Source organism: Synechococcus sp. CS-1326 (assembly GCF_025128115.1).
In the GTDB taxonomy this organism is placed as follows: domain Bacteria; phylum Cyanobacteriota; class Cyanobacteriia; order PCC-6307; family Cyanobiaceae; genus Regnicoccus.
The window spans coordinates 1-22,329 of record NZ_JAHLYV010000005.1; the positions used below are offsets into that span (position 1 = coordinate 1).

The window sequence follows — 22,329 nt, forward strand, 5'->3', positions numbered from 1 at the left end:
GCTTCTTCTGCTGAAGCCTGTGGATGCGCTTCTCCTCATCCCAGAATCCACGCTGTCCCATTCAGCTGTGTTGAACTGAACCAATTCTATTGCTTATTTTAAAGTCTGTCAGGGAGCGACGTTGATTTTTCGAGGTGCCCATAGATAAAAAAGCAACCAGATAAAGCTCGCTGATTCGGGGTGAGGCAGACGGTTTTGGGGCTCGATCGGAGCAGCTGTTGCGAGTTCCGCTCAGCCTGCTTCCAGAAACCCCAGTGCCTCCCGCACCCGTTTCAAGCTGGCGTCGGCCACGGCGGCGGCTCGCCCCCGGCCGTTGCGCAGCACCGCATCGAGATAGCCCGGCTCGGCCCGCAGCTCCCCATAACGCTCCTGCACGGGTCGCAGCGCCGCCACGGCCGCCTCGGCCAGCAGGGGTTTGAACTGTCCCCAGCCCATCGCTGCGCACTCGCTGGCCACGGCCGCCCGCGGTTGGCCGCTGAGGATGGCGTAGAGCCCCAGCAGGTTGTCGGCCTCGGGGCGCTCCGGGTTGCCGAACTCCAGCCCCATCACCAGGTCGGTCTTGGCCCGCTTGATCTTCTTGGTGATCTTTTCAGGGGGGTCGAGCAGGTGCAGGCGGGAGGCCTCGTTCGGATCGCTTTTGCTCATCTTGCTGCGGCCATCGGTGAGGCTCATCACCCGGGCACCCTCGGCCAGGATCAGCGGTTCGGGCACCTTGAGCAGCGGCTGATCCTCCCGGGCGAAGCGGGCGTTGACCCGCTGCTGGGCGATGTTGCGGGCCAGCTCCAGATGCTGCTTCTGGTCTTCTCCCACCGGCACCAGGTCGGCGTCGTAGAGCAGGATGTCGGCCGCCATCAGCACCGGGTAATCCAGCAGCCCCACGGAAACGTTGTCTCCCTGCTTGAGCGCCTTCTCCTTGAACTGGATCATCCGCTCCAGCCAGTTCAGCGGCGTGAGGCAGTTCAGCAGCCAGGTGAGCTCGGCATGGGCCGCCACCTGGCTCTGCACGAACACGGTGGAGCGCTGTGGATCAATGCCGCAGGCCAGGTAGAGCGCGGCGGTGCGCCGGGTGGCCTCGGCCAGCTCGGCGGGATCGTGGGGCACGGTGATCGCGTGCAGATCCACCACACAGAAGAAGGTGTCGTGGCTGTCCTGCAGGGCCACCCAGTTGCGGATCGCCCCCAGCCAGTTGCCCAGGTGGAGGGAGCCGGTGGGCTGGACGCCGGAGAGCACCCGGGGGCGTTCGCTCACGGCTGGGGCTCGGCCTCCGGCTCGATCGTGACCGGCAGGATCGCTTCCACCGCCTCACCAGGCTCCTCCAGCAGGGCCGGATCGATCAGCGGTGCCACCTCCACCAGGGGTGTGTCATCGATCGGTTGGGGTTCCGGCGCCGGCTGGGGGCGGCTGGGTCGGGCGAAGGGATCGGGCCGTGACACGCGCCGCTCACCACGGGAATCGCCACGGGATTCGGTTCTGGTTTCGCCGCGGCCTTCCGGGCGTGCTTCGCCGCGGCGCTCACCCCGCTCCAGCCGCCGCACCGGCACGGGCTCGCGGCCCGGCTGCTCCGGCCTGGCCCCGGCCTGGCTGCGCTGCAGCACCACCAACTCATCGAGCTTGCCCTGCTCCAGCAACTGGGCGACGGTGCGGATCGAGAAGCCCAGGGCCGCCACGGTGGAGCGCAGCTGGAAGCTCTCCTGCACCAGCTGGGCAGCCCGCTGTTCGTTGTCGCTCAGGCGGATCCGGAAGCCACCGGCCTCACGGCCACCCTGGCGGCTGCGCTCGCGGCCCTGGCCTGGCTGGCTGTCCTGGCTTGGCTGGGTGTCCGCCGAGGGCTGGGGGTCCTGGCTGGACTCCACGTCCGGGGACATCTCTGTGTTGCTCTGATCGGCCATGGCCGCTCCGCCTCATTCCGGGGGCAAGTTTGCCGCATCAACCGCTGGGGGGTCCCAGAGCCAGTGAAGCCGGTGGTGCTCACCCTCCTGGGCGCGGGCCAGCACCAGCAGCGGCAGGGGCCTGGGTCCCGGTCGCTCGAAGGCCGCCCGGTACTGGGCCAGAAAGCCCAGATAGGCCGCCAGGGTCCAGCCCTGGTTGCCCCGCTCCCGTGCTTGCCAGAAGCGCCGTTGGGCCGACTGGCAGGCCTCCTGGCCGAACTCCTGCCAGCAGAGGCTCTCGGCCAGGCCCGCCTCCAGCCCGGCCTGACGCAGGTCGCGGAACCGGGCCAGCTCCGGCGCCTCGGCCGTGCTGTCCGGCGGCAGCCGCCGGGCCAGCTCCGCCACCCCGATCAGCTCCAGCCGCAACCAGCAGCGGTTCAGCAGCAGCACCGGCAACAGGCCGTGCCAGCCGCTCTGGCCTTGCTGCCGCTGCCAGTGCTCGGCGAGCAGCAACCCCTGGCGTGGGGTGAGCGCCAGGGCCCCCGCCCGGCCGAGCTCAACCATGGACCCCCCGGAAGGTGATCTCGGCGCTGGCATATTCCCTGGGCTCCAGGTGGATCGTGCAGCGCACCGGCCCGAAGCGGGCCTCCAGGTGCTCCTCAACCAGTTCGGTGATCCGGTGGGCCGTGGGCAGATCGTCGGCCGACACCACCATGTGCATGTCGATGAACACCTGCTGCCCGAGCACACCGCGGCTGGCGATGTCGTGGCAGTTGAGCACCCCCGGCACCGCCATCGCCACGGCATGGATGGCCTCCGGGGCGATGGCGATCTGATCGACGAGCCAGGGCAGGTTGGAGCTGAGCACCTGCCAGCAGGCGCGCACCAGCAGCAGCGCGAGCGGGACCGCCACCGCCACATCCAGCCAGTTCAGCCCCAGCAGCACCACCCCCACCAGGCCCACCAGCACCACCAGGGTGGTCCAGATGTCGCTGGTGGTGTGCATGGCATCGGCCAGCAGCAGCCGGCTGCCGAGCCGGTGGCCCTCCCGGCGTTCGTAGGCCGCCAGCAGCACGTTGAACAGCAGAGCCAGCAGCAGCAGAAACAGCTCCAGGCCGCCGATTCGCAGCGGAGTCATGCCACCGCTCAACCGCTGGAAAGCCGTCTGGAGGATCTCGAAGGAGGCGAAGAAGATGAAGGCGGCGATCGCCAGGGCACCCACCCCTTCGTATTTGTGATGGCCGTAGGGATGGTCCCGGTCGGGCTGCGGATCGGAGAGGCCGTTGGTGATCAGCCCCAGCAGGCTGGAGAGGCCATCGGTGGCGCTGTGCATCGCATCGGCCAGCACCGCCAGGGAGCCGCTCATCAGCCCCACCCCCAGTTTCAGCAGGCTCATCAGCACATTCACCGCCAGGGCGGTGAGCAGAACCCGCTTCACCTGCTCCCGGCCGTCGCCAGGCGGGGAAGCACTGCCTCGCGGGTGGGGGATGGCCATGCCGCCGGCGGGATCCTCTGCAATTTATCGACAGGCTGGGCAGATCGGCAGGGCTGAGCTAGAGATGCACACCTGAGCCGGAGCTGATCTGGCCCCCTTGCCCACCCGCTGTGGCTCCCGCTTTTCCACCTGATCAGGCTGCCCCCCCAGCCAGGCCCTGGCCGATTCCCTGGTTGCCCGCCGCCCAGGCCCGGTTGCTGCTGCCCGCCACCATTGTTCTGGCCGGGGGCCTGCTGGCGGCGGACACGCTCCAGGGGTCGCTGCTGCCGGGCTTCACCGTGGCGGCGATGGCCGGGGGCTGGTGGCTGTTGAGCCGGAGCCGCACCAGGCCGCGCCCCGCCCTGCCCCAGACCCTGGAGGCCTGGTTCCAGCGCTGTGACCAGCTCCTGCTCCAGTTCGATCAGCTGCAGGGGGCCGCTGCGGCTGGCCTGGCCAGGGCCGAGCGCCTTGAGCGGCTGCGCCGCCGCCGCGGACGCCACCAGCTTGAGCTGGCCGTGGTGGGGGTGAATCTGCCCGCCCCGGCCGTTCAGCCGGTTCTGCTCGAAGCCCTGCGCGGCCCCCTTCCCCTGGCTCTTCACTGGGCCCATCCCCTGCCCGCCGCCAGCCCCAGCTGGCGCTGGGCCGAGCCGTTTGCCGAAGCCGATCAGCTGCTCTACTGCCTGGGCAATGGTCTGGGTGGCGCTGATCTGCGCTGGCTCGACAGCCTGCCGGAGGGGCAGCCCGTCTGGTTGCTGGTGCCGTGCGGATCCCTGGATCAGGCGGCTCGTGCCCAGCTGGAGCTGGAGCTGCGCGCCCAGTTGCCGCAGCACTTTGCCGAGCGCCTGCTGTTCTGGCCGGGTGGATCGGCGCAATTGCCGGCCAGCCTCGAACCGATGCGCCAGCAGCTGCAGGCCGGCGGCAGGCAGCTGCTGCTCGCCACCGATCGGCGTTGCCTCGAAACACTCCATGCCGACTGGCAGAAGGAGCTGGAGCTGCTGCGACGGGAGCGGCTGCGCCCCCTGCTCCAACGCACCCAGTGGCTGGTGGCGGCTGCGGTCGTGGTCACGCCGCTGCCCAGCCTGGATCTGCTCGTTCTCGCCGTTGCCAATGGCCTGATGCTCCAGGAGATGGCCCGGCTCTGGGGCTGCAGCTGGAGCGCCGACCAGTTGCGGGAGGCGGCGATCGAGCTGGCCAAAGCGGCCCTGGCCCTGGGCGTGGCGGAATGGAGCAGCCAGACCCTGCTGACGCTGATGCGGCTGGAGGCGGGGAGCTGGCTGGTAGGCAGTGCCCTGCAGGCCCTCAGCGCCGCCTATCTCACCCGGGTGGTGGCCCTGGCGATGGCGGATGGGCTCGCGCTCAGCAGTGGGGTGGTCGAGGCCGATCTGGCCGAGCTGCGCCGCCAGGCCCCCCTGCTGGTCTCCCGGGCGGCGGTGGCGGCCCAGCTCGACTGGCCTGGTTTTCTCGGCCAGGCCAAAGACTGGCTGCGCCAGGGTGGCCCAGCCGGAGTGGCGGCGGTCCCCAGCGTTGGACTGCCTTCATGACAGCCTCGTTACATCTTTTGTGTTGCCCTGTAACGGGCCCTTGCGTTTGGTTGGCTGATCGCAGCTTCACTCGGCGCCCTTCCTAAGTTGAGTCATCTGGCTATCGCTTCGATGGCCAGATCATCCCGTCCTCTTTCGTCCTCGTTCTTCCGATGACAACGGTTGTTCGCAGCGGACGTTCCAACTCCTGGGAAGGCTTCTGTCAGTGGATCACCTCCACCGACAACCGCCTTTATGTGGGCTGGTTCGGTGTGCTGATGATCCCCTGCCTGCTGGCAGCCACGATCTGCTTCATCATTGCTTTCATCGCCGCCCCCCCCGTCGACATCGACGGCATCCGGGAGCCCGTCGCCGGCTCCCTGCTCTACGGCAACAACATCATCTCCGGTGCCGTTGTTCCCTCCAGCAACGCCATCGGCCTGCACTTCTACCCGATCTGGGAAGCCGCCAGCCTCGATGAGTGGCTCTACAACGGTGGCCCCTATCAGCTGGTGGTGTTCCACTTCCTGATCGGTATCTCCGCCTACCTCGGCAGGCAGTGGGAACTGAGCTATCGGCTCGGCATGCGCCCCTGGATCTGCGTGGCCTATTCGGCACCGCTCTCGGCCGCCTTCGCGGTGTTCCTGATCTATCCGTTCGGCCAGGGTTCCTTCTCCGACGGCATGCCCCTCGGCATCTCCGGCACCTTCAACTTCATGCTGGTGTTCCAGGCCGAGCACAACATCCTGATGCACCCCTTCCACATGCTCGGTGTGGCCGGTGTGTTCGGGGGCTCGCTGTTCTCGGCGATGCATGGTTCGCTGGTCACCAGTTCGCTGGTGCGGGAAACCACCGAAACGGAAAGCCTCAACTACGGCTACAAGTTCGGCCAGGAAGAGGAGACCTACAACATCGTGGCCGCCCACGGCTACTTCGGTCGCCTGATCTTCCAGTACGCCTCCTTCAACAACAGCCGCAGCCTGCACTTCCTGCTGGCCGCCTGGCCGGTGATCGGCATCTGGTTCACCGCCCTGGGGGTGAGCACGATGGCCTTCAACCTGAATGGCTTCAACTTCAACCAGTCGATCCTGGATTCCCAGGGCCGGGTGCTCAACACCTGGGCCGATGTGCTCAATCGCGCCAATCTCGGTTTCGAGGTGATGCACGAGCGCAACGCCCATAACTTCCCCCTCGATCTGGCCGTGATCGAAGCCCGGCCCGTGGCCCTGGTCGCCCCGGCGATCGGCTGAGCACCTTTGTCTGCGCGCACTTTCCTGCGCACACTCGATTTCTGTGCATCCTTCAGCCCCCTTCGCCAGGGGGCTTTTTGCTGCCGTTGCCACCATTTCCAGCCAGAGCTGGCAGGCTGGTTCATTCGCTCGGTGGGCCATGCGGGGCTGGCGCAGCCTGATTGCCTTTCAGCCGGCGAAGCCAGTCCAGCCGGCGTCGAGCCTGGTCTGGGGCTTGATCGCCCTGCTTGGCCTCGCCCTGGCCGGCTGCACGCTGAGCCCGCCGCAGGCGACGGATCCCGGGCCTGAATCCGCCCCTGAAGCCGCCCCGGATGGCCGCCCCCTGGTGCTCACCACCTTCACGGTGCTGGCCGACATGGCCCGCCAGGTGGCGGGCGACCACCTGCAGGTGGAATCGATCACCAAAGTGGGGGCGGAGATCCACGGCTACGAACCCACCCCGGCTGATCTCAAGCGGGTCGGCCAGGCCCAGCTGATCCTTGATAACGGCCTCAATCTCGAAGCCTGGGCCGCGCGCTTCTACAGCGGCGCCCCGGCCGTTCCCCGCGCCACCCTCAGCGAGGGGATCCTGCCGCTGCCGATCGCCACCGATGCCGCCGCCGGCCAGCCCAATCCCCATGCCTGGTTGTCACCGAAGCTGGCGGAGATCTACGTGGAGAACATCCGCCGAGCCTTCACCACACTTGATCCCGCCCATGCCGAGGCGTTTCGCCGCAATGCCGATCGCTACCGGCTTCAACTCCGTGCTCTCGATCGCGAGCTGACCGTGGCAGTAGCCGGCATCCCTGTCAGCAAGAGGGTTCTGGTCAGTTGCGAAGGGGCGTTTTCCTACCTCGCCGCCGACTATGGTCTCAAGGAGGCCTACCTCTGGCCGGTCAACGCCGAATCCCAAGTCACCCCGCAGCGAATGGCCCGCCTGATCGAGCTGGTGCGCAAGCGCAACGTGCCGGCGGTGTTCTGTGAAAGCACGGTCAGCGACGAATCCCAGCGCCAGGTGGCCGCTGAATCCGGTGCCCGTTTCGGCGGCACCCTCTACGTCGATTCCCTCTCCGCCGCCAGTGGTCCCGCCAGCAGCCTGCTGGCCCTGCAGCGCCACAACATCCGCACCCTGGTCGGCGGACTGCAGCGACCCTGAACACGATGCTCAACCCCAGACCCCAGGCCGAAACACGCATCTCCGTTCAGCATCTCAGCGTGGATTACCACGGCCTGGTGGCTCTTTACGACGCCTCCCTGCAGGTGAAGGCGGCCAGCATCTGCGGCCTGGTGGGCATGAACGGTGCCGGCAAATCCACCCTGATCAAGGCCCTGATGGGCTTCGTGCAGCCCTCCTACGGAACGATCGCCATCAACGGCCACTCCCTCCGTCAGGCGCGCCGCGACCATGCGGTGGCCTATGTGCCCCAGGCGGAGAGCGTTGACTGGAACTTTCCGATCAGCGTCGCCGACGTGGTGATGATGGGCCGCTATGGATCAATGAATCTGTTGCGGATTCCACGCCGCTCCGATCACCAGGCCGTCCGCGACAGCCTGGAACGGGTTGAGCTCTGGCCCCTGAATCAACGCCAGATCGGTGAACTCTCCGGCGGTCAGCGCAAGCGCGCTTTCCTGGCGCGGGCCCTGGCCCAGGGGGCCTCGGTGCTGCTGCTCGATGAACCCTTCGCCGGCGTCGACATCCGCACCGAGAAGCTGATGATCGAGCTGTTCCAGCAGTTTCGCCGCGAGGGGCGCACCCTGCTGATCTCCACCCACGACATGGCGCACGTCACCGGCTTCTGCGATCAGGTGGTGCTGATCAACAAGACCGTGCTGGCCTACGGCGAAACCTCCGAGGTGTTCACCCAGGAGAATCTGGCCCGCACCTTCGGCCTGGGCCCAGCCTGATGGGCGCCTGGACCTGGTTGATCGAGCCGCTGCAGCACACCTTCATGGTCAAGGCGCTGCTGGTCAGTGCGCTGGTGGCCACTGTCTGCGGCCTGCTCTCCTGCTTTCTCACCCTGAAGGGCTGGGCCCTGATGGGCGATGCGGTGTCCCACGCCGTGATGCCGGGCGTGGTGATCGCCTACGCCCTCAACCTGCCCTTTGCGCTCGGTGCCTTTGTGTTCGGCGTGGGGTCGGTGGCGGTGATCGGATACATCAAACAGATGACCCGCATCAAGGAGGACACGGTGATCGGGCTGGTGTTCACCGGGTTCTTCGCCCTGGGGATCACCCTGGTTTCCAAGGTGAGGAGCTCGATCGACCTCACCCACATCCTGTTCGGCAATGTGCTCGGCATCAGCCCCTCCGACATTCTCCAGACCCTGCTGATCAGTGGGCTGGTGCTGATCCTGCTGCTGGTGTTCTACCGCGACCTTGTGCTGTTCTGCTTCGATCCCACCCACGCCCGCTCGATCGGCATCCACACCGGCTTCCTCCACTACCTGCTGCTCTCGGTGCTCTCGCTCGCCGCGGTGGCCGGCCTCCAGACGGTGGGGATCATCCTGGTGGTGGCGATGCTGGTCACCCCCGGCGCCACGGCCTATCTGCTCACCGACCGCTTCGATCAGATGACCTGGATCGCCATCCTCTCCGCCGTCTGCTCCAGCCTGCTGGGCGTTTATTTCAGCTACTGGCTCGATGCCTCCACCGCCGGTTGCATCGTGCTGGTCCAGACGGGCCTGTTCGTGCTGAGTTTCCTGTTCGCTCCCCGCCACGGTCTGCTGGCCCAGTCGAGGCGGCGGGGCATCGACCGGGGTTTTCCGAGTGACCGGCAGGCCTGATCGGCGCTGGCCCTGGTGGCCCCTGCTGCCCCTCTATCCCTATGGCCAGCGGCGCACCCTGGTGCGGGAGCTGATTCCTGATCAGGTCTGGAGTTTCGAGCAGCTGCAAGGGGTGCTCTACGTGGCCGTGCCGATCCGGATGACCGTGCTGCGGCTGCGCCACGGCCTGCTGCTCTATGCCCCGGTCGCCCCCACCGGCGAGCTGCTGGGGGAGCTGCAGAAGCTGGTGGAGCGCTTCGGGCCGGTGCTCTCGATCGTGTTGCCCACCAGCTCGGGGCTTGAGCACAAGCTGCCGGTGCCGGCGATGGCCCGGGCCTTTCCCGACGCCCTGCTCTGGGTGAGTCCGCGCCAGTGGAGTTTCCCGTTGCCGCTGCCCCTGGCCTGGCTGGGATTTCCGCCCGGCCGCACCCGGGTGCTGATCGAGCAGGGCCTTCCCCACGCTGATGAACTGGCCTGGCTGCCGCTCGGCCCCCTCGATCTGGGCCTGGGCACCTTTCTGGAGCTGGCCTGCTTCCACCGGGCCAGCGGCGCCCTGCTGATCACCGATGCCCTGGTGGCGATTTCTGCGGAACCGCCGCCCCTGTTCGAGGCGGATCCCACCCCCCTGCTGTTCCATGCCCGCGAGCGGGGCGACCAGCCGCTTGTCGATGGTGCGGAGCAGCGGCGGCGCGGCTGGCGACGGCTGGTGCTGTTCGCCTCATACCTGCGGCCCGCCTCCGTGTCGCTGGCACCCTGGCGGGAGGTGCTCAGCCAGAGCTGGCAGCCTGGTCTGCGGCAGCCACGCTGCTATTTCGGCTTCTATCCCTTCCGCTGGGAGCCGGGTTGGGAGCAGGAGTGTGCCCAGCTGCTCCAGCCGGGGCAGGCCCTGCCTCAGGTGGCGCCGGTGCTGGAGCGGCTGGTTTTTCCGCGGGCTCGAGGCCAGCTGGTGGCCTGGCTGCGGGAGCTGGGCAGGATCGATGGCCTGGCCTGGCTGGTGCCCGCCCACTACGACGCGCCGCTGCCCTGCCGTGGCGGCGACCTGCTGGCCCTGGCCGCTGATCTGGAAAGCCGGGACTGGGCCTCATCCAGTGGCTCCTGGAGCTTTCTGGCCGGGCTGGATCAGGGCCTGGTGAAGCTGGGGGTTGTCCCCCGCAGCCATCCACCGGAGGAATCGATCTAGCCGGTTTTCAGAGCTTCAGTTCGGCTGGATCGCTGTCTTCGCCGCCTTCGCCGAACAGGGTGGTTTCGAGCTCCATCCGCTGCTCCATCTGGCGCAGGAAATAGCCGGTCATCATCGCCGAAGCCATCAGCCCGGCGAGGTTGTCGCGGCTGGCCTGGATCTTCACCTCGAACTGCTCGCCGGGCAACATGCCGAGCAGGCCCTGAACGTTATGGCGAATGATTTCCTGAATGTCGCCGCTGGCGGAGCGAGCCACCCGCTGGAGCACATCCGGAGACTGATCCTGGAGATACTGAATCAGCAGATTGCTGTTGATCGCTTCGCTGTCGGCCGTCAGGAACTCCGGGTTGAACATCTCCGGTGTGCTCTGCATCACGATCTGCACCCTAACGCAGGCCTTCAGGACGATCCACTCCGCTCGGAGAGGGAGAACCGTATCGGTCCGAACTGGTTCAACGGCCAGTAGCGGAACACCGCCGTGCCGATCACGTGATCGGCCGGCAGGGGCCCCCAGAGATGGGAATCGAGGCTGGCATTGCGGTTGTCCCCCAGCACGAGCAGGTGGCCCGGTGGCACCACCAGGGGGGCCAGCTCGTAGTCGATCGGCGAGCGGAGCCAGGGTTCGGCCACGGTGGTGCCATTGCGGTGCAGCACACCGTCGTGAACGTCGATCCGGTCCCCCGGCAGGGCCACGATCCGCTTGATCAGCGCCGCATCGGGGTCGTAGCCGGCCTCCAGCAGGGGATCGGGCGGGCGAAACACCACGATCGTGCCGAGCGGCAGGGGGGCCGGCAGCCGGGGGCGGATCTTCTCCACCAGGATCCGGTCGCGCAGCTGCAGGGTGGGCAGCATCGAGCCCGAGGGGATCCAGCGCGGCTCGATCACCGCCCAGCGCAGCAGCAGGGCCAGGCCCACCCAGAGCAGCAGCCCGGCCAGCTGCCGCAGGAGACCGGGCCGGTTCGAAGCCCCATCGGGAGAGGTCATGGCGCCGAGCTGTCCTGGGGATTGGTCATGATCCATCCTGAACAGGCCGGGGGGACGGGGGTGGGCGCAACCAGGAACCTCGCTGCTTCCCTGGAGCTGCTGCAGGCCCTCCAGCGGCAGGGCCTGCGGCGCCTGGTGCTCTGCCCGGGCAGCCGTTCCGGGCCGCTGGCGATGGCGGCCGGGCTGCTGGCCGGCCGGCGCCTCAGCCTGCACACCGCGATCGACGAACGCTCCGCCGCCTTCTTTGCGCTCGGGCTGAGCCGGGCCGATGGGTACCCGGCGGCCGTGGTCACCACCTCCGGCACCGCGGTGGCCAACCTGCTGCCGGCGGCGGTGGAAGCCGACCATGGCGCCATCCCCCTGCTGCTGCTGTGCGCCGACCGTCCCGCCGATCGCAAGGGTTGCGGCGCCAACCAGACCGTGAACCAGGAGGAGTTCCTGCGGCCCAGCTGCCGCTGGGTGGGGGAAGCGGACCCGGCCGGCCTGGGCGGGATGCCCACGGCCGCGATCGAGCGGCTGGCCGCCCTGGCCTGGCGGGCCGCCACCGGGTCGCCGGCCGGGCCGGTGCATCTGAATCTGCCGTTCGATGAACCTCTTCACGCCGATGCGGCGGCCCTGCTGGCCCTGACCTCAGGCCTTGATGCCGCTGAGGCCGAGCCTGCAGCGGCGGCCGTGCCCGCCGGGGAGATTGCCTTGCCACCTCAGCTCCGGCTCGATCCCGACCAGCCCGGCCTGATCGTGGCCGGACCCTGGCGCGGCCACCCGCAGCGGCGAGCTCCCTTCATCGCCGCCCTGCGCCGCTGGCAGGAGCGCAGCGGCTGGCCCCTGCTCGCCGATGGGCTCTCCGGGCTCCGGGGGGAGCAGGCCCTGGAGCTGGTGGCCAGCTACGACCTGTTCCTGCAGGCCCCGCCAGCGGAGCTGGCCGTGGGCCAGGTGCTGCGGCTCGGCCCGTTGCCGGCCAGCCGCCGCCTTCAGGACTGGTTGAGCCAGCTCGGCGGCCGCCAGCTGCTGATCTGCGAAGACGAGCCCCGCAACCAGGATCCGCTCGGCACGGCGTCCCAGGGCTTCGCTGCCGGGCTGGAGCGCTGGTGCGCGGCCCTGCCCGCTTCGCTCTGGGCTGGGCAGGCCTCGGCGGCCAGCCTGGAGAAGCGGCAGCGCTGGCAACGGCTGGAGGCGCGCTGCCAGACGCTGCTCAGCCAGCAGCTGCCGGCGATGGGTTCGCCGCGGGAGCCGGCCCTGGCCCGGGCACTGAGCCGCCTGCTGCCGCCCCAGCTGCCGGTGATGCTGGCCAGCAGCAGCCCCGTCCGCGACTGGGAGAGCTTTTCGGATCCGGCCGCCGCCGCCCGGCCGTTGTTCGGTTTCCGGGGTGCCTCCGGCATCGACGGCACCCTGTCGCTGGCGGCGGGACTGGCCGAGAGTCTGGGCAGGCTGGTGCTGCTCACCGGTGATCTGGCCCTTCTGCATGACAGCAACGGCTGGCTGTGGAGCCGGCAACTCTCGGGCCATCTCACCGTGGTGCTGATCGACAACGGCGGCGGCGGCATCTTCGAGCAGCTGCCGATCCGGCCAGCGGCTGGGGCAGCTGAAGCGGCGGCGGTGATGGATTTCGATCGACTGTTCGCCATGCCCCAGGCGGTGGATCACTGCGCCCTGGCGGCTGCCCATGGGGTGGCCTGGCAACGGCTGGGGCGGCTGGAGCAGCTGGAGGAGGCCTTGGCCTGGAGCTTCAGCCAGCGGTTGGCCCTGCTGGAGCTGCGCACCGACCGCCGCGCCGATGCGGCCCTGCGGCAGGAGCTCCGGGCCGCCGCAACCTCCGTCACAGAATGACGCTCCCGTCTGCTCGATCGCGATGAGCGCCGAATCCACCCCGACCGGAGCTGCCGTGGCGTGGACCGCGGCCGGCAGTTACACAGACATCTGTTTCGATCTCAGCTCGGAGGGGATCGCCCGGATTGCGATCAACCGTCCCGCCAGGCGCAACGCCTTTCGCCCCCAGACCGTGCAGGAGCTCTGTGATGCCTTTGCGCGGGTGCGCGAGAACCCTGCCGTCGGGGTGGTGCTGTTCACCGGCGCCGGTCCGGCGGCCGATGGGGTCCACGCCTTCTGCGCCGGTGGTGACCAGAGCGTGCGCGGTGACGGCGGCTACCTGGATGAATCCGGACTGCCAAGACTCAATGTGCTCGATCTGCAGCGGCTGATCCGCTCGCTGCCCAAGGTGGTGATCGCCCTGGTGGCGGGCTACGCGATCGGCGGCGGCCAGGTGCTTCACCTGCTCTGCGACCTCAGCCTGGCCGCTGAGAATGCGGTGTTCGGCCAGAGCGGCCCGCGGGTGGGCAGCTTCGACGGCGGCTACGGCGCCAGCTATCTCGCCAGGGTGGTGGGGCAGCGCAAGGCCCGGGAGATCTGGTTCCTCGGCCGCCGCTACGACGCCGCAGAGGCCCTGGCGATGGGGCTGGTCAACGCGGTGGTGCCGCTGGAAAACCTGGAGGCGGAGGGGGTGCGCTGGGCCAGGGAGGTGCTGCGCCAGAGCCCCACTGCCATCCGCTGCCTCAAGGCCGCCTTCAATGCCGAAACCGACGGCATGGCCGGTCTGCAGGAACTGGCCGGCCAGGCCACCCACCTCTTTTATCGAACCGCCGAAGCCCAGGAGGGCAGGGATGCCTTCCTGGAGAAGCGGGATCCCGATTTCTCAGCGCAGCCCTGGCTTCCCTAGCCGGCTGGGTAATCTGTAGGCCTGGGCCGAGGCCCGTCCTTCATTGCCAACCGTTCGTTTAGCCGTGCCTCGCCTGAGCACCCTGTGGGTCGCAGCACTGATCGGCGCCAGCTGTGGCATTCCCCAGCTCGCCATCGCCGGCGACTGGCTGGGTTCCAGTTCGGTGCTGAGGCCTTCGGACCCACTGATCAGCCAACCGGCCCTTCTGCCCCCGGAGCTCACCCCCGGCCGCAATCTGGTGCTGCTGCGGGGCAAGCGCCAGTTGCTGGTGCTGGAGAACGGCCGCGAGCTGCGCCGTTTTCCCGTGGCTGTTGGGATGCCGGGCTGGGAAACGCCGGTGGGTCAGTTCGCGGTGATTGAAAAGCGGGCCCATCCGGAGTGGAAGCATCCCGCCACCGGTGTGGTGGTGCCAGCTGGTCCGGCCAACCCCCTCGGCAGCCGCTGGATCGGCTTCCTGCTCGACTGCAAGGGGCGCAGTGGGTTCAATGGTCAGCAGCACCTGGAGGTGAAGGGATGCGTGAGCTCCGGCTTTCACGGCACCCCGAACCGCGGCAGCGTGGGCCGGGCCGTTTCCCATGGGTGTGTCCGCCTGTTCGAGGAAAACGTTCAGGAGCTCTATGAGCTTGTCCAGGTCGGCACCCTGGTAACGGTGCTGCCCTGACCAGCCGCCTTCTTCCCGAGCCTGCCGGGCTGCGGATTGCCGCCGGAGAGCACCCGTAGAGTTTCCCCGACCTGAGCGACCTCCCATGCGCGTGCTGTTTGCCGCCGCCGAGTGCGCCCCGATGGTCAAGGTGGGCGGCATGGGCGATGTGGTGGGCTCGCTGCCCCCGGCCCTGGCCGCCCTCGGCCACGACGTGCGACTGATCCTGCCCGGCTACGGCAAGCTCTGGGGTCAGCTGTCGATCCCCCCCGAGCCGATCTGGCACGGCTGGGCGATGGGAACCGATTTCGCCATCTACGAAACACGCCATCCCGGCAACGGCCTGACGATCTACCTGGTCGGCCATCCCGTCTTCAATCCGGCCCGGATCTACGGCGGCGAAGACGAGGACTGGCGCTTCACCTTCTTCGCCAACGCCACAGCTGAATTCTGCTGGCACCACTGGAAGCCGGAGCTGCTTCACTGCCACGACTGGCATACCGGCATGTTGCCGGTCTGGATGCACCAGGACCCTGAAATCAGCACGGTCTTCACCATCCACAACCTCAAGTACCAGGGGCCATGGCGCTGGAAGCTCGAGCGCATGACCTGGTGCCCGTGGTATATGCAGGGCGAGACCACCATGGCGGCGGCCCTGATCCAGGCCGATCGGATCAACGCCGTTTCCCCCACCTATGCCCAGGAAATCCGCACCGCCGAATACGGCGAGCGGCTCGAGGATCTGCTGAATTTCTTCAGCGGCAAACTCAGCGGCATCCTCAACGGCATCGACACCGAAGACTGGGACCCCAGCAGCGATCTCAGCCTGCCGGCCCGGTTTACGCCGGATGATCTTGAGCCCAGGGCCACCAACAAGCGCGTGCTGCAGGAGCGCATGGGCCTCAGCCCCTCTCCCGACAGCTTCGTGATGGGCATGGTTTCCCGCCTGGTGGACCAGAAGGGGGTGGATCTGCTGTTGCAGGTGGCCGAGCGGGTGCTGGCCTACACCAGCAGTCAGATCGTCGTGCTCGGCACCGGCGATCGCAGTTACGAAGCCATGCTCTGGCAGATGGCCAGCCGCCATCCCGGCCGGTTCTCGGTGTTCCTCACCTACGACGATGCCCTGGCTCGGCTGATCTACGGCGGCGCCGATGCCTTCCTGATGCCGAGCCGCTTCGAACCCTGCGGCATCAGTCAGCTGCTGGCGATGCGTTACGGCTGCATCCCGGTGGTGCGCAAGGTGGGCGGCCTGGTGGATACGGTTCCTCCCCACCTGCCCGACCAGCAGAGCGGCACCGGTTTCTGCTTCGACCGCTACGAGCCGATCGACTTCTACACCGCGATCGTCAGGGCCTGGGAGGCCTGGCGCCACACCAGCAGCTGGCGGGAGCTGCAGCGCCGCGCCATGGGCCGCGACAGCAGCTGGGATCGCTCCGCCCTTGATTACGACCGCCTCTACCGCGAGCTGCGCGGCATCCCCGACCCACCGGCCCTCCAGACGGGTGAGCTGGATCCCGCCGGGCTCGAAGCGGTGACGGTCACGCAGCCGGATCCCGAGCCGGATCCCCAGCCCGCTCCCTCAATCGCGATCGCCGCCCCCCTGCAGCAGCGGCTGTCGCAGTTGCTGCGCCGCGGCAGCCCCTGAGCCGCCCCTGCGATGGACCCGGATGCGGAGCAGCAGGCACCGATCGACCAGCACGAACTGCCGGCGCCTTACCGCAACCCCTGGCTGCTGCTCGGCCGGGATGTCCGGGCGGTGCTGGCCAGCCTGCGGCTGAAGCGGCAGGAGCTCTGGCGGCGCAACGGCGATGGGGACCTCTGGGTGCCGTCCCGCTGGCCCCGGCGCCTCAGGCCCTGGTTCTGGCCGCTGCTGGTGGCGCTGCTGCTGGGTGCCGTGCTGCTGGTGGCCCGGTGGCTCTCCCTGCCGGGCCCGCCCGTTGATCGCGCCCCGATCCCCCTCACTCCGGCAGCAGCGCCAGCATCCCAGCAGGAGTTTTCCGGGGCGCCTCCGGCGGATCCCGCCATGGGCCAGTACCCCGCCTTGAACCCGGATCCTGCCTTGAGCCAGGAGCCTGCCTTGAGCCCGGCCACCGCCGCAGTGGAACCCACACCCCTGCAGATCGATCCCTTGCTGGCCTTGCTGGCTGAGCAGGATCCGGCCGGGCTGATCATCGCCGCCCGTCCCCAGGGCGGCCGCTCGCTGCTGGAGCTCACCCTGGCGGATGGGTTCGGCTCCCAGGCCGCCGTCCAGCGCGAGCAGCAGGCCGGAGCCTGGTTGGAGCGGGCCCATGCGCTCGGTTACGAGAAGCTGGAGCTGGTCGACGGGAGGGGACGCCTTCTGGGTCGATCGGCCCTGGTGGGAGGCGGCATGATCGTGCTCGAACCTCCCGAGACGGTCTGAGTCCATGCGGTTAGGCGAGCTGACAGCGCTGTGGGGCCCCCCGATCGGGGTGGAGCGGCTCGACCCGGAGATGCCACTCGGACCGGTCTGCACCGACAGCCGCGCCCTCGCCACTGGCCAGCTGTTCGTGGCCCTGGTGGGGGAGCGTTTTGATGGCCACGACTTCCTGGAGCAGGCCCTGGAGCTCGGTGCCCAGGCCGCTCTCGTGGATCGCAGCCACAGCGCCAGGCTGCCGCCGGGTCTGCCGGCCTGGGTGGTGGACGACACCTTGCTGGGGTATCAGCATCTGGCCCGGCAGTGGCGGCGCAGCCTGGCGGCACCGGTGGTGGCGGTCACCGGTTCGGCCGGCAAGACCACCACCCGGGAGCTGCTGCGCGCCGCTCTCGAACCGCTAGGGCCAGTGCTGGCCAGCAGCGGCAATGACAACAACGACGTGGGCGTTCCAGCCACCCTGCTGCGGGCCACGCCTCAACACCGCGCCATCGTGGTGGAGATGGGCATGCGGGGTTCCGGCGAGATCGAGAGGCTCTCCCGTTGCGCCGAGCCGGACGTGGTGGTGATCACCAACATCGGCACGGCCCACATCGGCCGGCTCGGCAGCCGCGAGGCGATCTCCCGCGCCAAGTGCGAGATCACCAGCTCGCTCAGGCCCGATGGCCTGGTGGTGATTCCGGCCGGTGATCCCCTCCTGGAGCACTCGCTCCGGGCTGTCTGGACTGGCCGGGTGCTGCGGGTGGCCCTCGCCACCGATCCAGTTGCCGCCGACCTGCCTCCTGCTGATTGGTGTGCCCAGCTCCAGGGAGGCGATCTGGTCTGCAACGGTGATCACTTCCGCCTGCCGCTCGATGGAGCGCACAATGCCCGCAACCTGCTGCTGGCCCTGGCTGTTGCCGACCAGCTCGGCGTCCCGGCGGCTGAGCTGGCGGCCCTGCGGCCCCGGTTGCCGGGCGGACGGAGCAGCCGCCGCCAGCTGGGTGCCATCACCCTGCTCGATGAGACCTACAACGCCTCGCCGGAAGCGGTGGCGGCGGCGCTGCACCTGCTGGCGGCCCAGCCGGGCCGCCATCTGGCCGTGCTCGGCACGATGCGCGAACTCGGCGACCACAGCGTGGAGCTGCACCGGAGCATCGGTGCCCTGGCCTCCGAACTCGGCCTCGACGGCCTGGTGATCGTCGATGGTGGTGCCGAGGGAGAGGCGATGGCCGAGGCGGCGCTCAAGGTGGCGCGGCTGGCGAGGGTGGCCACCCCCGAGCAGGCGCTCTCCCCCCTGCTGGAGTGGCTCAGGCCCGATGATCAGCTGTTGCTCAAGGCCAGCCGGGGCGTCGCCCTGGAGCGGCTGATCCCCGCCCTGGAAGCCCGGTTCGGCTAGGCGGCGGGGCCAGGCCAGTCGAGCCTGATCCGCTGCGGTGATCGGCTCACGGCCAGCGCACCCGCCGGCACGCTCTGGGTGAGGGTGGAGCCCGCCCCCACGGTCACGTTCGCCCCGAGGCTGATCGGTGCCACCAGCACCGAGTTGGCACCGGTCTTGCTGCCGGCGCCGATCAGGGTGCGGTGCTTGCGGATGCCGTCGTAGTTGGCCGTGATGGTGCCGGCGCCCACGTTGACGGCGGCCCCGAGCTCTGCATCGCCGATGTAGCTGAGGTGATTGGCCTTGCAGCCCGCCGCCAGCTGGCTGGCCTTGATCTCAACGAAGTTGCCGATCCGGCAGTCAGCCGCCAGGCGGGTGCCGTTGCGGAGCTGGGCGAAGGGGCCGATCTGACAGCCCTCACCGACCGTGGCATCGCGCAGCACCGAATGCAGCACCGTGACGCCGGCCGCCAGGGTCACGTTCTCCAGCAGGCTGCCTGGTCCCAGCCGGCAGCCATCACCGATCAGGCAGTCGCCGCGGAGATGGGTCTGGGGTTCCACCACCACATCGCGGCCGAAACGGCAGCCATCACTGAGGCTGCAGCTGGCCGGATCCAGGAAGGTGACCCCTTCCGTCATCCAGTGACGCCGCAATCGATCCTGCAGCACCGCCTCGCACTGGGCCAGCTGCAGCCGGTCGTTGATGCCGAAGATCTCGCCGCTGTCGGCCACCTCCAGGTGCAGGGCGGGATCAAGCAGGGCAACGGTGTCGGTGAGGTAGAGCTCCCCCTGGTCGTTGTTGGCCTCCAGGTGGGGCAGCACGGCTTCCAGCCGTGGCCAGTGAAAGCAATAGATGCCGGCATTGATCAGGTCGTTGGTGCGCTGGGCGTCGTTGCAGTCGCGGTGCTCGACGATCGCACTCACCAGCCCGTCCCCATCACTGAACACCCGGCCGTAGCCGCTGGGGTCCTCCAGTCGCGCCGAGAGCAGGGTGACGGCAGCGCCACTGCTGCGGTGCTGGGCCAGCAGGCGGGCCAGGCTGGCTGGACGCAACAGCGGCACATCACCGTTGAGCACCAGCAGATCTCCGCTGAATCCCTGCAGCGGTGCAAGCAGCTGCTGCACCGCGTGGCCGGTGCCGTTCTGGGGTTCCTGGCGCACGAACTCGAGGTCGGAACGTCGGGCCAGGGAGGCTTCGACCCGGCCGGCCTGGTGGCCGAGGATCAGCAGGCGCCGATCAGGGGAGAGGCTGTCGCAGCAGTCGAGAACCCGCTCCAGCAGCGTGGCCCCGGCCAGCTCCTGCAGCACCTTGGGGGCCTCACTTTTCATTCGGGTGCCCTTTCCGGCAGCCAGAATGGCAACGGCGAGCATGGCGGGCGAGGCGATCTGGGCGGAATCTACCGGCCCCACCGTCGGCCCCACCGTCGGCCTCAGGCCTGGAGTCGCGCCAGGTCTTCCCAGAATCCCGGGTAGGACACCGCCGCCGCTTCGCTGCCGTGCAGCTCGGTGATCCCCGTGGCCACCTGGGCGGCCACGGCCAGGCTCATCGCCACCCGGTGGTCGGTTTCACTGTCGACGACAGCGCCATGCAGGCGGGTGCTCCCCTCGATTGTGAGGCCGTCGGCCGATTCAGCCAGCCTGGCCCCCATCGCCTTGAGCTGTCGCGCCATCACCGCCAGCCGGTCGGTTTCCTTCACCCGCAGCTCCGCGGCATCGGTCACCCTGCTGACCCCTTCAGCGCAACAGGCCGCCACCGCCAGCACGGGGATTTCATCGACAAGACGGGGGATCAGCTCACCGCCGATCGTGAAGGCCCGCAGTGGACCGTGGCGCACCCGCAGATCCCCCACCGGCTCGCCGGCCACCTCGCGAAGGTTGAGCTGCTCGATGCGGGCTCCCATCTGCTCCAGCACCTCCAGAATTCCGGTGCGGGTTGGATTCAGCCCGACATTCTCGACCGTGAGGTCGGCGCCGGGGGTGATGGCACCGGCCACCAGCCAGAACGCGGCGGAACTGATGTCGCCGGGGACCACCACCCGCTGGCCCCGCAGCACCCCACCTGGCTGAAGCGTCACCTGGCGGCCCAGCTCATCGCCGATGCTCAGATCAGCACCGAAGGCCCTGAGCATCCGCTCGCTGTGGTCGCGGGAGCGGGCCGGCTCGATCACGGTGGTGGCACCGCTGGCAGTGAGGGCGGCCAGCAGGATGGCCGATTTCACCTGGGCCGAGGCCACCGGTGTGCCGATCACGGCTCCATGCAGGGCCCGGCCGAGAACGGCCAGGGGGGCCAGGTTCCCGTCGTCGCGGCCGTGCACCTGGGCTGCCATCGCCGCCAGGGGCTGGACCACCCGTCCCATCGGCCTTCGCCGCAGCGACGCATCCCCACTGAGCACGAAGTGGCGGCCCTGGCGGCCGGCCAGCAGGCCCAGCATCAGCCGCATCGTGGTGCCGGAGTTGCCGCAGTCCAGAACGCAGTCGGGCTCCCGCAGTCCATCCAGTCCCACCCCCTGCACCCGCACCAGCTGGCCGGCCTCGATCGGACCGACGCCCACCCCCATCGCCCGCAGGCAGGCGGCGGTGCTGAGCGGATCCTCGGCGGGGAGCAAGCCGTCGATCTCGGTTTCACCGATAGCGATCGCACCGAACAGCAGGGCGCGGTGGGAGATCGACTTGTCGCCTGGAACCCGCACTTGGCCGCGCAGGCTGGCCGGATCCAGGGCCCCGAGCCGGCGGGGCTGGGAGGCAGCACTGCCGACTGCAACGGCCATGGGTGCGGCGCGAACGGAGCTGGAGCCTAAATCTCGGGCCCCTCGGAGCCGAACAACCGGTCGCCGGCATCGCCCAGTCCCGGCACAATCCGGAAGGCCTCGTCCAGGTCGGCATCGATGCAGGCGGTGTACACGGTGAGCTGGGGGAAGCGATCGGCCAGGGCCCTGAGGCCGGGGCTCGCGGCCAGGGCGGTGATCACCCGCAGCCTCTCGCCACGCACCCCGCGTTGGTCCAGCCGCTCCAGCACCTGAATCAGGCTGCCCGCCGTGGCCAGCATCGGATCGAACACCAGCACACCCACCTGATCGCCGATCGTGGCCGGCAGGGTGTCGAGGTAGCAGTGGGCCGCTCCGGTCGCTTCATCACGGCTTAATCCCACATGGGCCACCCGGCAGGTGGGCAGAACGGTCTGGGCTCCCTGCCAGAGGCCGAGACCGGCCCGCAGGATCGGCACGGCCAGCAGCGGCACGGCTGCATCCACCACGGTCCCTTCACAGGCCGCCAGCGGGGTCTGCACCGTGACGGGCCGCTGCGGCAGCCAGTCGCGGATCGCCTCGTAGGTGAGCCAGCGGCCCAGCTCGGCCATGGCGCTGGCGAACAGGGGCGGCGGGGTGGCCTGATCGCGGAGCACGGTGAGCCAGTGGGCGATCAGGGGATGGGGTGGCACCACCACCCGCAGGGACATGCTCATGCTGAATCGCGCCGCGGCGGGGCCTGCCATAGCTTGAGGGCCCAAGCTACGGCTGTGCCTGTGTTCTTCCCTTCCCGCCGGGGGGTGCCCCTTCTGGGTCTGCTGCTGGGGCTCGCCGTTCTGACCCTCGCGCTGGCTTCACCGGTGATTGCGCCGGCCTGGGCGATCACGGCACCGGAATTGCGCGGTCAGCGTTCCCTCCAGGATCTCCAGCCCGACATGCGGGGCCGCGATCTCAAGCAGCAGGAGTTTCTCAAGGCCAAGATGCAGGGTTTCGATCTCAGCGATGCCGACCTGCGTGGTGCCGTGTTCAATTCCAGCGACCTGCGGGAAACCAACCTCAGCGGCGCCAATCTCGAGGACGTGGTGGCCTTTGCCACCCGCTTCGATGGCGCCGACCTGAGTGGAGCCGTGCTGCGCAACGCCATGTTGATGCAGAGCCGCTTCACCGATGCCGTGATCGATGGCGCCGACTTCAGCGAAGCGGTGCTTGACCTTTCGCAACAGCGAGCCCTCTGCGCCAGGGCCAGCGGAGTGAACCCGAGCACCGGAGCTGCCACGGCTGAAAGCCTGGGTTGCGGGTAGATTCACGGCCCGGTTCCCCTTGAGATCAGCCTGGGGAGGCAAGGGGGAAAGTCCGGTGCGAATCCGGCGCTGTCCCGCAGCTGTGAAGATCCGAACGCCGGTGCCAACCGGTTTGAGGATCCAGTCAGAACACCCGCCGGATCGCACCATCAAACCCGGCGCGGAC

22 protein-coding genes and 1 riboswitch are annotated in these 22,329 nt (G+C 68.7%); of the genes, 13 read left to right on the forward strand and 9 right to left on the reverse strand.

What is annotated here, in order from left to right; all coding sequences use genetic code 11:
* Nucleotides 1-231: 231 nt before the first annotated feature.
* Genes trpS through KQ307_RS01135 form a run of 4 tightly spaced genes read right to left on the reverse strand, consistent with a single transcriptional unit; the run spans nucleotide 232 to nucleotide 3,363 of the window.
* Nucleotides 232-1,248: a tryptophan--tRNA ligase gene (gene trpS, locus KQ307_RS01120; protein WP_259726676.1), complete on the reverse strand. Its 1,017-nt coding sequence runs from the start codon at nucleotides 1,246-1,248 to the stop codon at nucleotides 232-234.
* A complete protein-coding gene (locus KQ307_RS01125) occupies nucleotides 1,245-1,865 on the reverse strand; it encodes a hypothetical protein (protein ID WP_259726677.1) in 621 nt (206 codons plus the stop codon). Before KQ307_RS01125 ends, trpS begins: the two co-directional genes overlap by 4 nt.
* 36 nt (nucleotides 1,866-1,901) lie before the next feature.
* Entirely contained in the window at nucleotides 1,902-2,432 is a 531-nt protein-coding gene (locus KQ307_RS01130) for a hypothetical protein (protein WP_259726678.1), read from the reverse strand.
* Nucleotides 2,425-3,363 carry a cation diffusion facilitator family transporter gene (locus tag KQ307_RS01135; protein ID WP_259700895.1) on the reverse strand — a complete coding sequence of 313 codons (939 nt, stop codon included), beginning with the start codon at nucleotides 3,361-3,363 and terminating at the stop codon, nucleotides 2,425-2,427. The genes KQ307_RS01130 and KQ307_RS01135 overlap by 8 nt, the downstream gene beginning before the upstream one ends.
* Before the next feature lie 173 nt (nucleotides 3,364-3,536).
* Between KQ307_RS01135 and KQ307_RS01140 the strand changes: the two genes are divergently transcribed.
* The 6 genes from KQ307_RS01140 (at nucleotide 3,537) to KQ307_RS01165 (ending at nucleotide 10,033) form a co-directional block, all read left to right on the forward strand.
* Nucleotides 3,537-4,883, forward strand: coding sequence for a YcjF family protein (locus KQ307_RS01140; RefSeq protein WP_259726679.1), 1,347 nt, complete (start codon nucleotides 3,537-3,539; stop codon nucleotides 4,881-4,883).
* 152 nt (nucleotides 4,884-5,035) lie between these two features.
* Nucleotides 5,036-6,112, forward strand: a complete 1,077-nt coding sequence (gene psbA, locus KQ307_RS01145) for a photosystem II q(b) protein (protein WP_259700897.1) — start codon at nucleotides 5,036-5,038, stop codon at nucleotides 6,110-6,112.
* 139 nt (nucleotides 6,113-6,251) lie between these two features.
* Nucleotides 6,252-7,247, forward strand: a complete 996-nt coding sequence (locus KQ307_RS01150; RefSeq protein WP_259726680.1) for a metal ABC transporter substrate-binding protein — start codon at nucleotides 6,252-6,254, stop codon at nucleotides 7,245-7,247.
* A 5-nt stretch (nucleotides 7,248-7,252) separates the two neighbouring features.
* Nucleotides 7,253-7,996 (forward strand): metal ABC transporter ATP-binding protein, encoded by a 744-nt coding sequence (locus KQ307_RS01155; protein WP_259726681.1) that lies wholly within the window; start codon nucleotides 7,253-7,255, stop codon nucleotides 7,994-7,996.
* Entirely contained in the window at nucleotides 7,996-8,874 is an 879-nt protein-coding gene (locus KQ307_RS01160; protein ID WP_259700900.1) for a metal ABC transporter permease, read from the forward strand. Before KQ307_RS01155 ends, KQ307_RS01160 begins: the two co-directional genes overlap by 1 nt.
* Nucleotides 8,858-10,033, forward strand: a complete 1,176-nt coding sequence (locus tag KQ307_RS01165; protein ID WP_259726682.1) for a DUF4336 domain-containing protein — start codon at nucleotides 8,858-8,860, stop codon at nucleotides 10,031-10,033. The genes KQ307_RS01160 and KQ307_RS01165 overlap by 17 nt, the downstream gene beginning before the upstream one ends.
* A 7-nt stretch (nucleotides 10,034-10,040) precedes the next feature.
* Here the strand turns inward: KQ307_RS01165 and KQ307_RS01170 are convergent, their stop codons facing one another.
* Together KQ307_RS01170 and lepB are read right to left on the reverse strand one after the other, a co-directional pair.
* On the reverse strand, nucleotides 10,041-10,388 hold the full coding sequence (locus tag KQ307_RS01170; RefSeq protein WP_259700924.1) for a DUF760 domain-containing protein: 348 nt from the start codon (nucleotides 10,386-10,388) through the stop codon (nucleotides 10,041-10,043).
* Between the two features lie 44 nt (nucleotides 10,389-10,432).
* Nucleotides 10,433-11,017: a signal peptidase I gene (gene lepB, locus KQ307_RS01175; protein ID WP_259700902.1), complete on the reverse strand. Its 585-nt coding sequence runs from the start codon at nucleotides 11,015-11,017 to the stop codon at nucleotides 10,433-10,435.
* 27 nt (nucleotides 11,018-11,044) lie between these two features.
* Between lepB and menD the strand changes: the two genes are divergently transcribed.
* The 6 genes from menD (at nucleotide 11,045) to murF (ending at nucleotide 18,140) form a co-directional block, all read left to right on the forward strand.
* On the forward strand, nucleotides 11,045-12,844 hold the full coding sequence (menD, locus tag KQ307_RS01180; protein ID WP_399241795.1) for a 2-succinyl-5-enolpyruvyl-6-hydroxy-3-cyclohexene-1-carboxylic-acid synthase: 1,800 nt from the start codon (nucleotides 11,045-11,047) through the stop codon (nucleotides 12,842-12,844).
* Nucleotides 12,845-12,866: 22 nt separating this feature from the next.
* A complete protein-coding gene (gene menB / locus KQ307_RS01185) occupies nucleotides 12,867-13,730 on the forward strand; it encodes a 1,4-dihydroxy-2-naphthoyl-CoA synthase (protein WP_259726684.1) in 864 nt (287 codons plus the stop codon).
* A gap of 64 nt (nucleotides 13,731-13,794) precedes the next feature.
* Nucleotides 13,795-14,391 (forward strand): L,D-transpeptidase family protein, encoded by a 597-nt coding sequence (locus KQ307_RS01190; RefSeq protein ID WP_311133742.1) that lies wholly within the window; start codon nucleotides 13,795-13,797, stop codon nucleotides 14,389-14,391.
* 85 nt (nucleotides 14,392-14,476) lie between these two features.
* The gene (gene glgA, locus KQ307_RS01195) at nucleotides 14,477-16,015 is read left to right on the forward strand and encodes a glycogen synthase GlgA (RefSeq protein WP_259726685.1); all 1,539 of its coding nucleotides are present in this window, start codon (nucleotides 14,477-14,479) and stop codon (nucleotides 16,013-16,015) included.
* A gap of 12 nt (nucleotides 16,016-16,027) precedes the next feature.
* On the forward strand, nucleotides 16,028-16,771 hold the full coding sequence (locus KQ307_RS01200; protein WP_259726686.1) for a hypothetical protein: 744 nt from the start codon (nucleotides 16,028-16,030) through the stop codon (nucleotides 16,769-16,771).
* A gap of 4 nt (nucleotides 16,772-16,775) precedes the next feature.
* Nucleotides 16,776-18,140 carry a UDP-N-acetylmuramoyl-tripeptide--D-alanyl-D-alanine ligase gene (gene murF, locus KQ307_RS01205; RefSeq protein ID WP_259726687.1) on the forward strand — a complete coding sequence of 455 codons (1,365 nt, stop codon included), beginning with the start codon at nucleotides 16,776-16,778 and terminating at the stop codon, nucleotides 18,138-18,140.
* Here murF and glmU read toward each other — a convergent pair.
* The 3 genes from glmU to upp are packed head-to-tail and all read right to left on the reverse strand — an operon-like array spanning nucleotide 18,137 to nucleotide 21,578.
* On the reverse strand, nucleotides 18,137-19,489 hold the full coding sequence (glmU, locus tag KQ307_RS01210; protein ID WP_259726688.1) for a bifunctional UDP-N-acetylglucosamine diphosphorylase/glucosamine-1-phosphate N-acetyltransferase GlmU: 1,353 nt from the start codon (nucleotides 19,487-19,489) through the stop codon (nucleotides 18,137-18,139). The two genes, murF and glmU, sit on opposite strands and share 4 nt — an antisense overlap.
* Before the next feature lie 59 nt (nucleotides 19,490-19,548).
* Nucleotides 19,549-20,886, reverse strand: a complete 1,338-nt coding sequence (gene aroA / locus KQ307_RS01215; RefSeq protein WP_259726689.1) for a 3-phosphoshikimate 1-carboxyvinyltransferase — start codon at nucleotides 20,884-20,886, stop codon at nucleotides 19,549-19,551.
* 26 nt (nucleotides 20,887-20,912) lie between these two features.
* Nucleotides 20,913-21,578, reverse strand: a complete 666-nt coding sequence (gene upp / locus KQ307_RS01220) for a uracil phosphoribosyltransferase (protein ID WP_259700926.1) — start codon at nucleotides 21,576-21,578, stop codon at nucleotides 20,913-20,915.
* Nucleotides 21,579-21,611: 33 nt separating this feature from the next.
* On the opposite strand from upp, the gene KQ307_RS01225 reads away from it, so the two are divergent.
* The gene (locus KQ307_RS01225; protein ID WP_259726690.1) at nucleotides 21,612-22,163 is read left to right on the forward strand and encodes a pentapeptide repeat-containing protein; all 552 of its coding nucleotides are present in this window, start codon (nucleotides 21,612-21,614) and stop codon (nucleotides 22,161-22,163) included.
* Nucleotides 22,157-22,319, forward strand: a riboswitch (cobalamin riboswitch). It overlaps the preceding gene by 7 nt.
* Nucleotides 22,320-22,329 lie beyond the last annotated feature (10 nt).

Bases quoted from the DNA above. Each gene is read 5' to 3' on its own strand.
- KQ307_RS01200 (WP_259726686.1), top strand. From the start codon at position 16,028: ATGGACCCGGATGCGGAGCAGCAGGCACCGATCGACCAGCACGAACTG.
- KQ307_RS01155 (WP_259726681.1), top strand. From the start codon at position 7,253: ATGCTCAACCCCAGACCCCAGGCCGAAACACGCATCTCCGTTCAGCAT.
- KQ307_RS01170 (WP_259700924.1), bottom strand. From the start codon at position 10,388: ATGTTCAACCCGGAGTTCCTGACGGCCGACAGCGAAGCGATCAACAGC.
- murF (WP_259726687.1), top strand. From the start codon at position 16,776: ATGCGGTTAGGCGAGCTGACAGCGCTGTGGGGCCCCCCGATCGGGGTG.
- glmU (WP_259726688.1), bottom strand. From the start codon at position 19,489: ATGCTCGCCGTTGCCATTCTGGCTGCCGGAAAGGGCACCCGAATGAAA.
- KQ307_RS01135 (WP_259700895.1), bottom strand. From the start codon at position 3,363: ATGGCCATCCCCCACCCGCGAGGCAGTGCTTCCCCGCCTGGCGACGGC.
- KQ307_RS01130 (WP_259726678.1), bottom strand. From the start codon at position 2,432: ATGGTTGAGCTCGGCCGGGCGGGGGCCCTGGCGCTCACCCCACGCCAG.
- aroA (WP_259726689.1), bottom strand. From the start codon at position 20,886: ATGGCCGTTGCAGTCGGCAGTGCTGCCTCCCAGCCCCGCCGGCTCGGG.
- KQ307_RS01160 (WP_259700900.1), top strand. From the start codon at position 7,996: ATGGGCGCCTGGACCTGGTTGATCGAGCCGCTGCAGCACACCTTCATG.
- lepB (WP_259700902.1), bottom strand. From the start codon at position 11,017: ATGACCTCTCCCGATGGGGCTTCGAACCGGCCCGGTCTCCTGCGGCAG.
- menD (WP_399241795.1), top strand. From the start codon at position 11,045: ATGATCCATCCTGAACAGGCCGGGGGGACGGGGGTGGGCGCAACCAGG.
- upp (WP_259700926.1), bottom strand. From the start codon at position 21,578: ATGAGCATGTCCCTGCGGGTGGTGGTGCCACCCCATCCCCTGATCGCC.
- glgA (WP_259726685.1), top strand. From the start codon at position 14,477: ATGCGCGTGCTGTTTGCCGCCGCCGAGTGCGCCCCGATGGTCAAGGTG.
- KQ307_RS01150 (WP_259726680.1), top strand. From the start codon at position 6,252: ATGCGGGGCTGGCGCAGCCTGATTGCCTTTCAGCCGGCGAAGCCAGTC.
- menB (WP_259726684.1), top strand. From the start codon at position 12,867: ATGAGCGCCGAATCCACCCCGACCGGAGCTGCCGTGGCGTGGACCGCG.
- KQ307_RS01125 (WP_259726677.1), bottom strand. From the start codon at position 1,865: ATGTCCCCGGACGTGGAGTCCAGCCAGGACCCCCAGCCCTCGGCGGAC.
- psbA (WP_259700897.1), top strand. From the start codon at position 5,036: ATGACAACGGTTGTTCGCAGCGGACGTTCCAACTCCTGGGAAGGCTTC.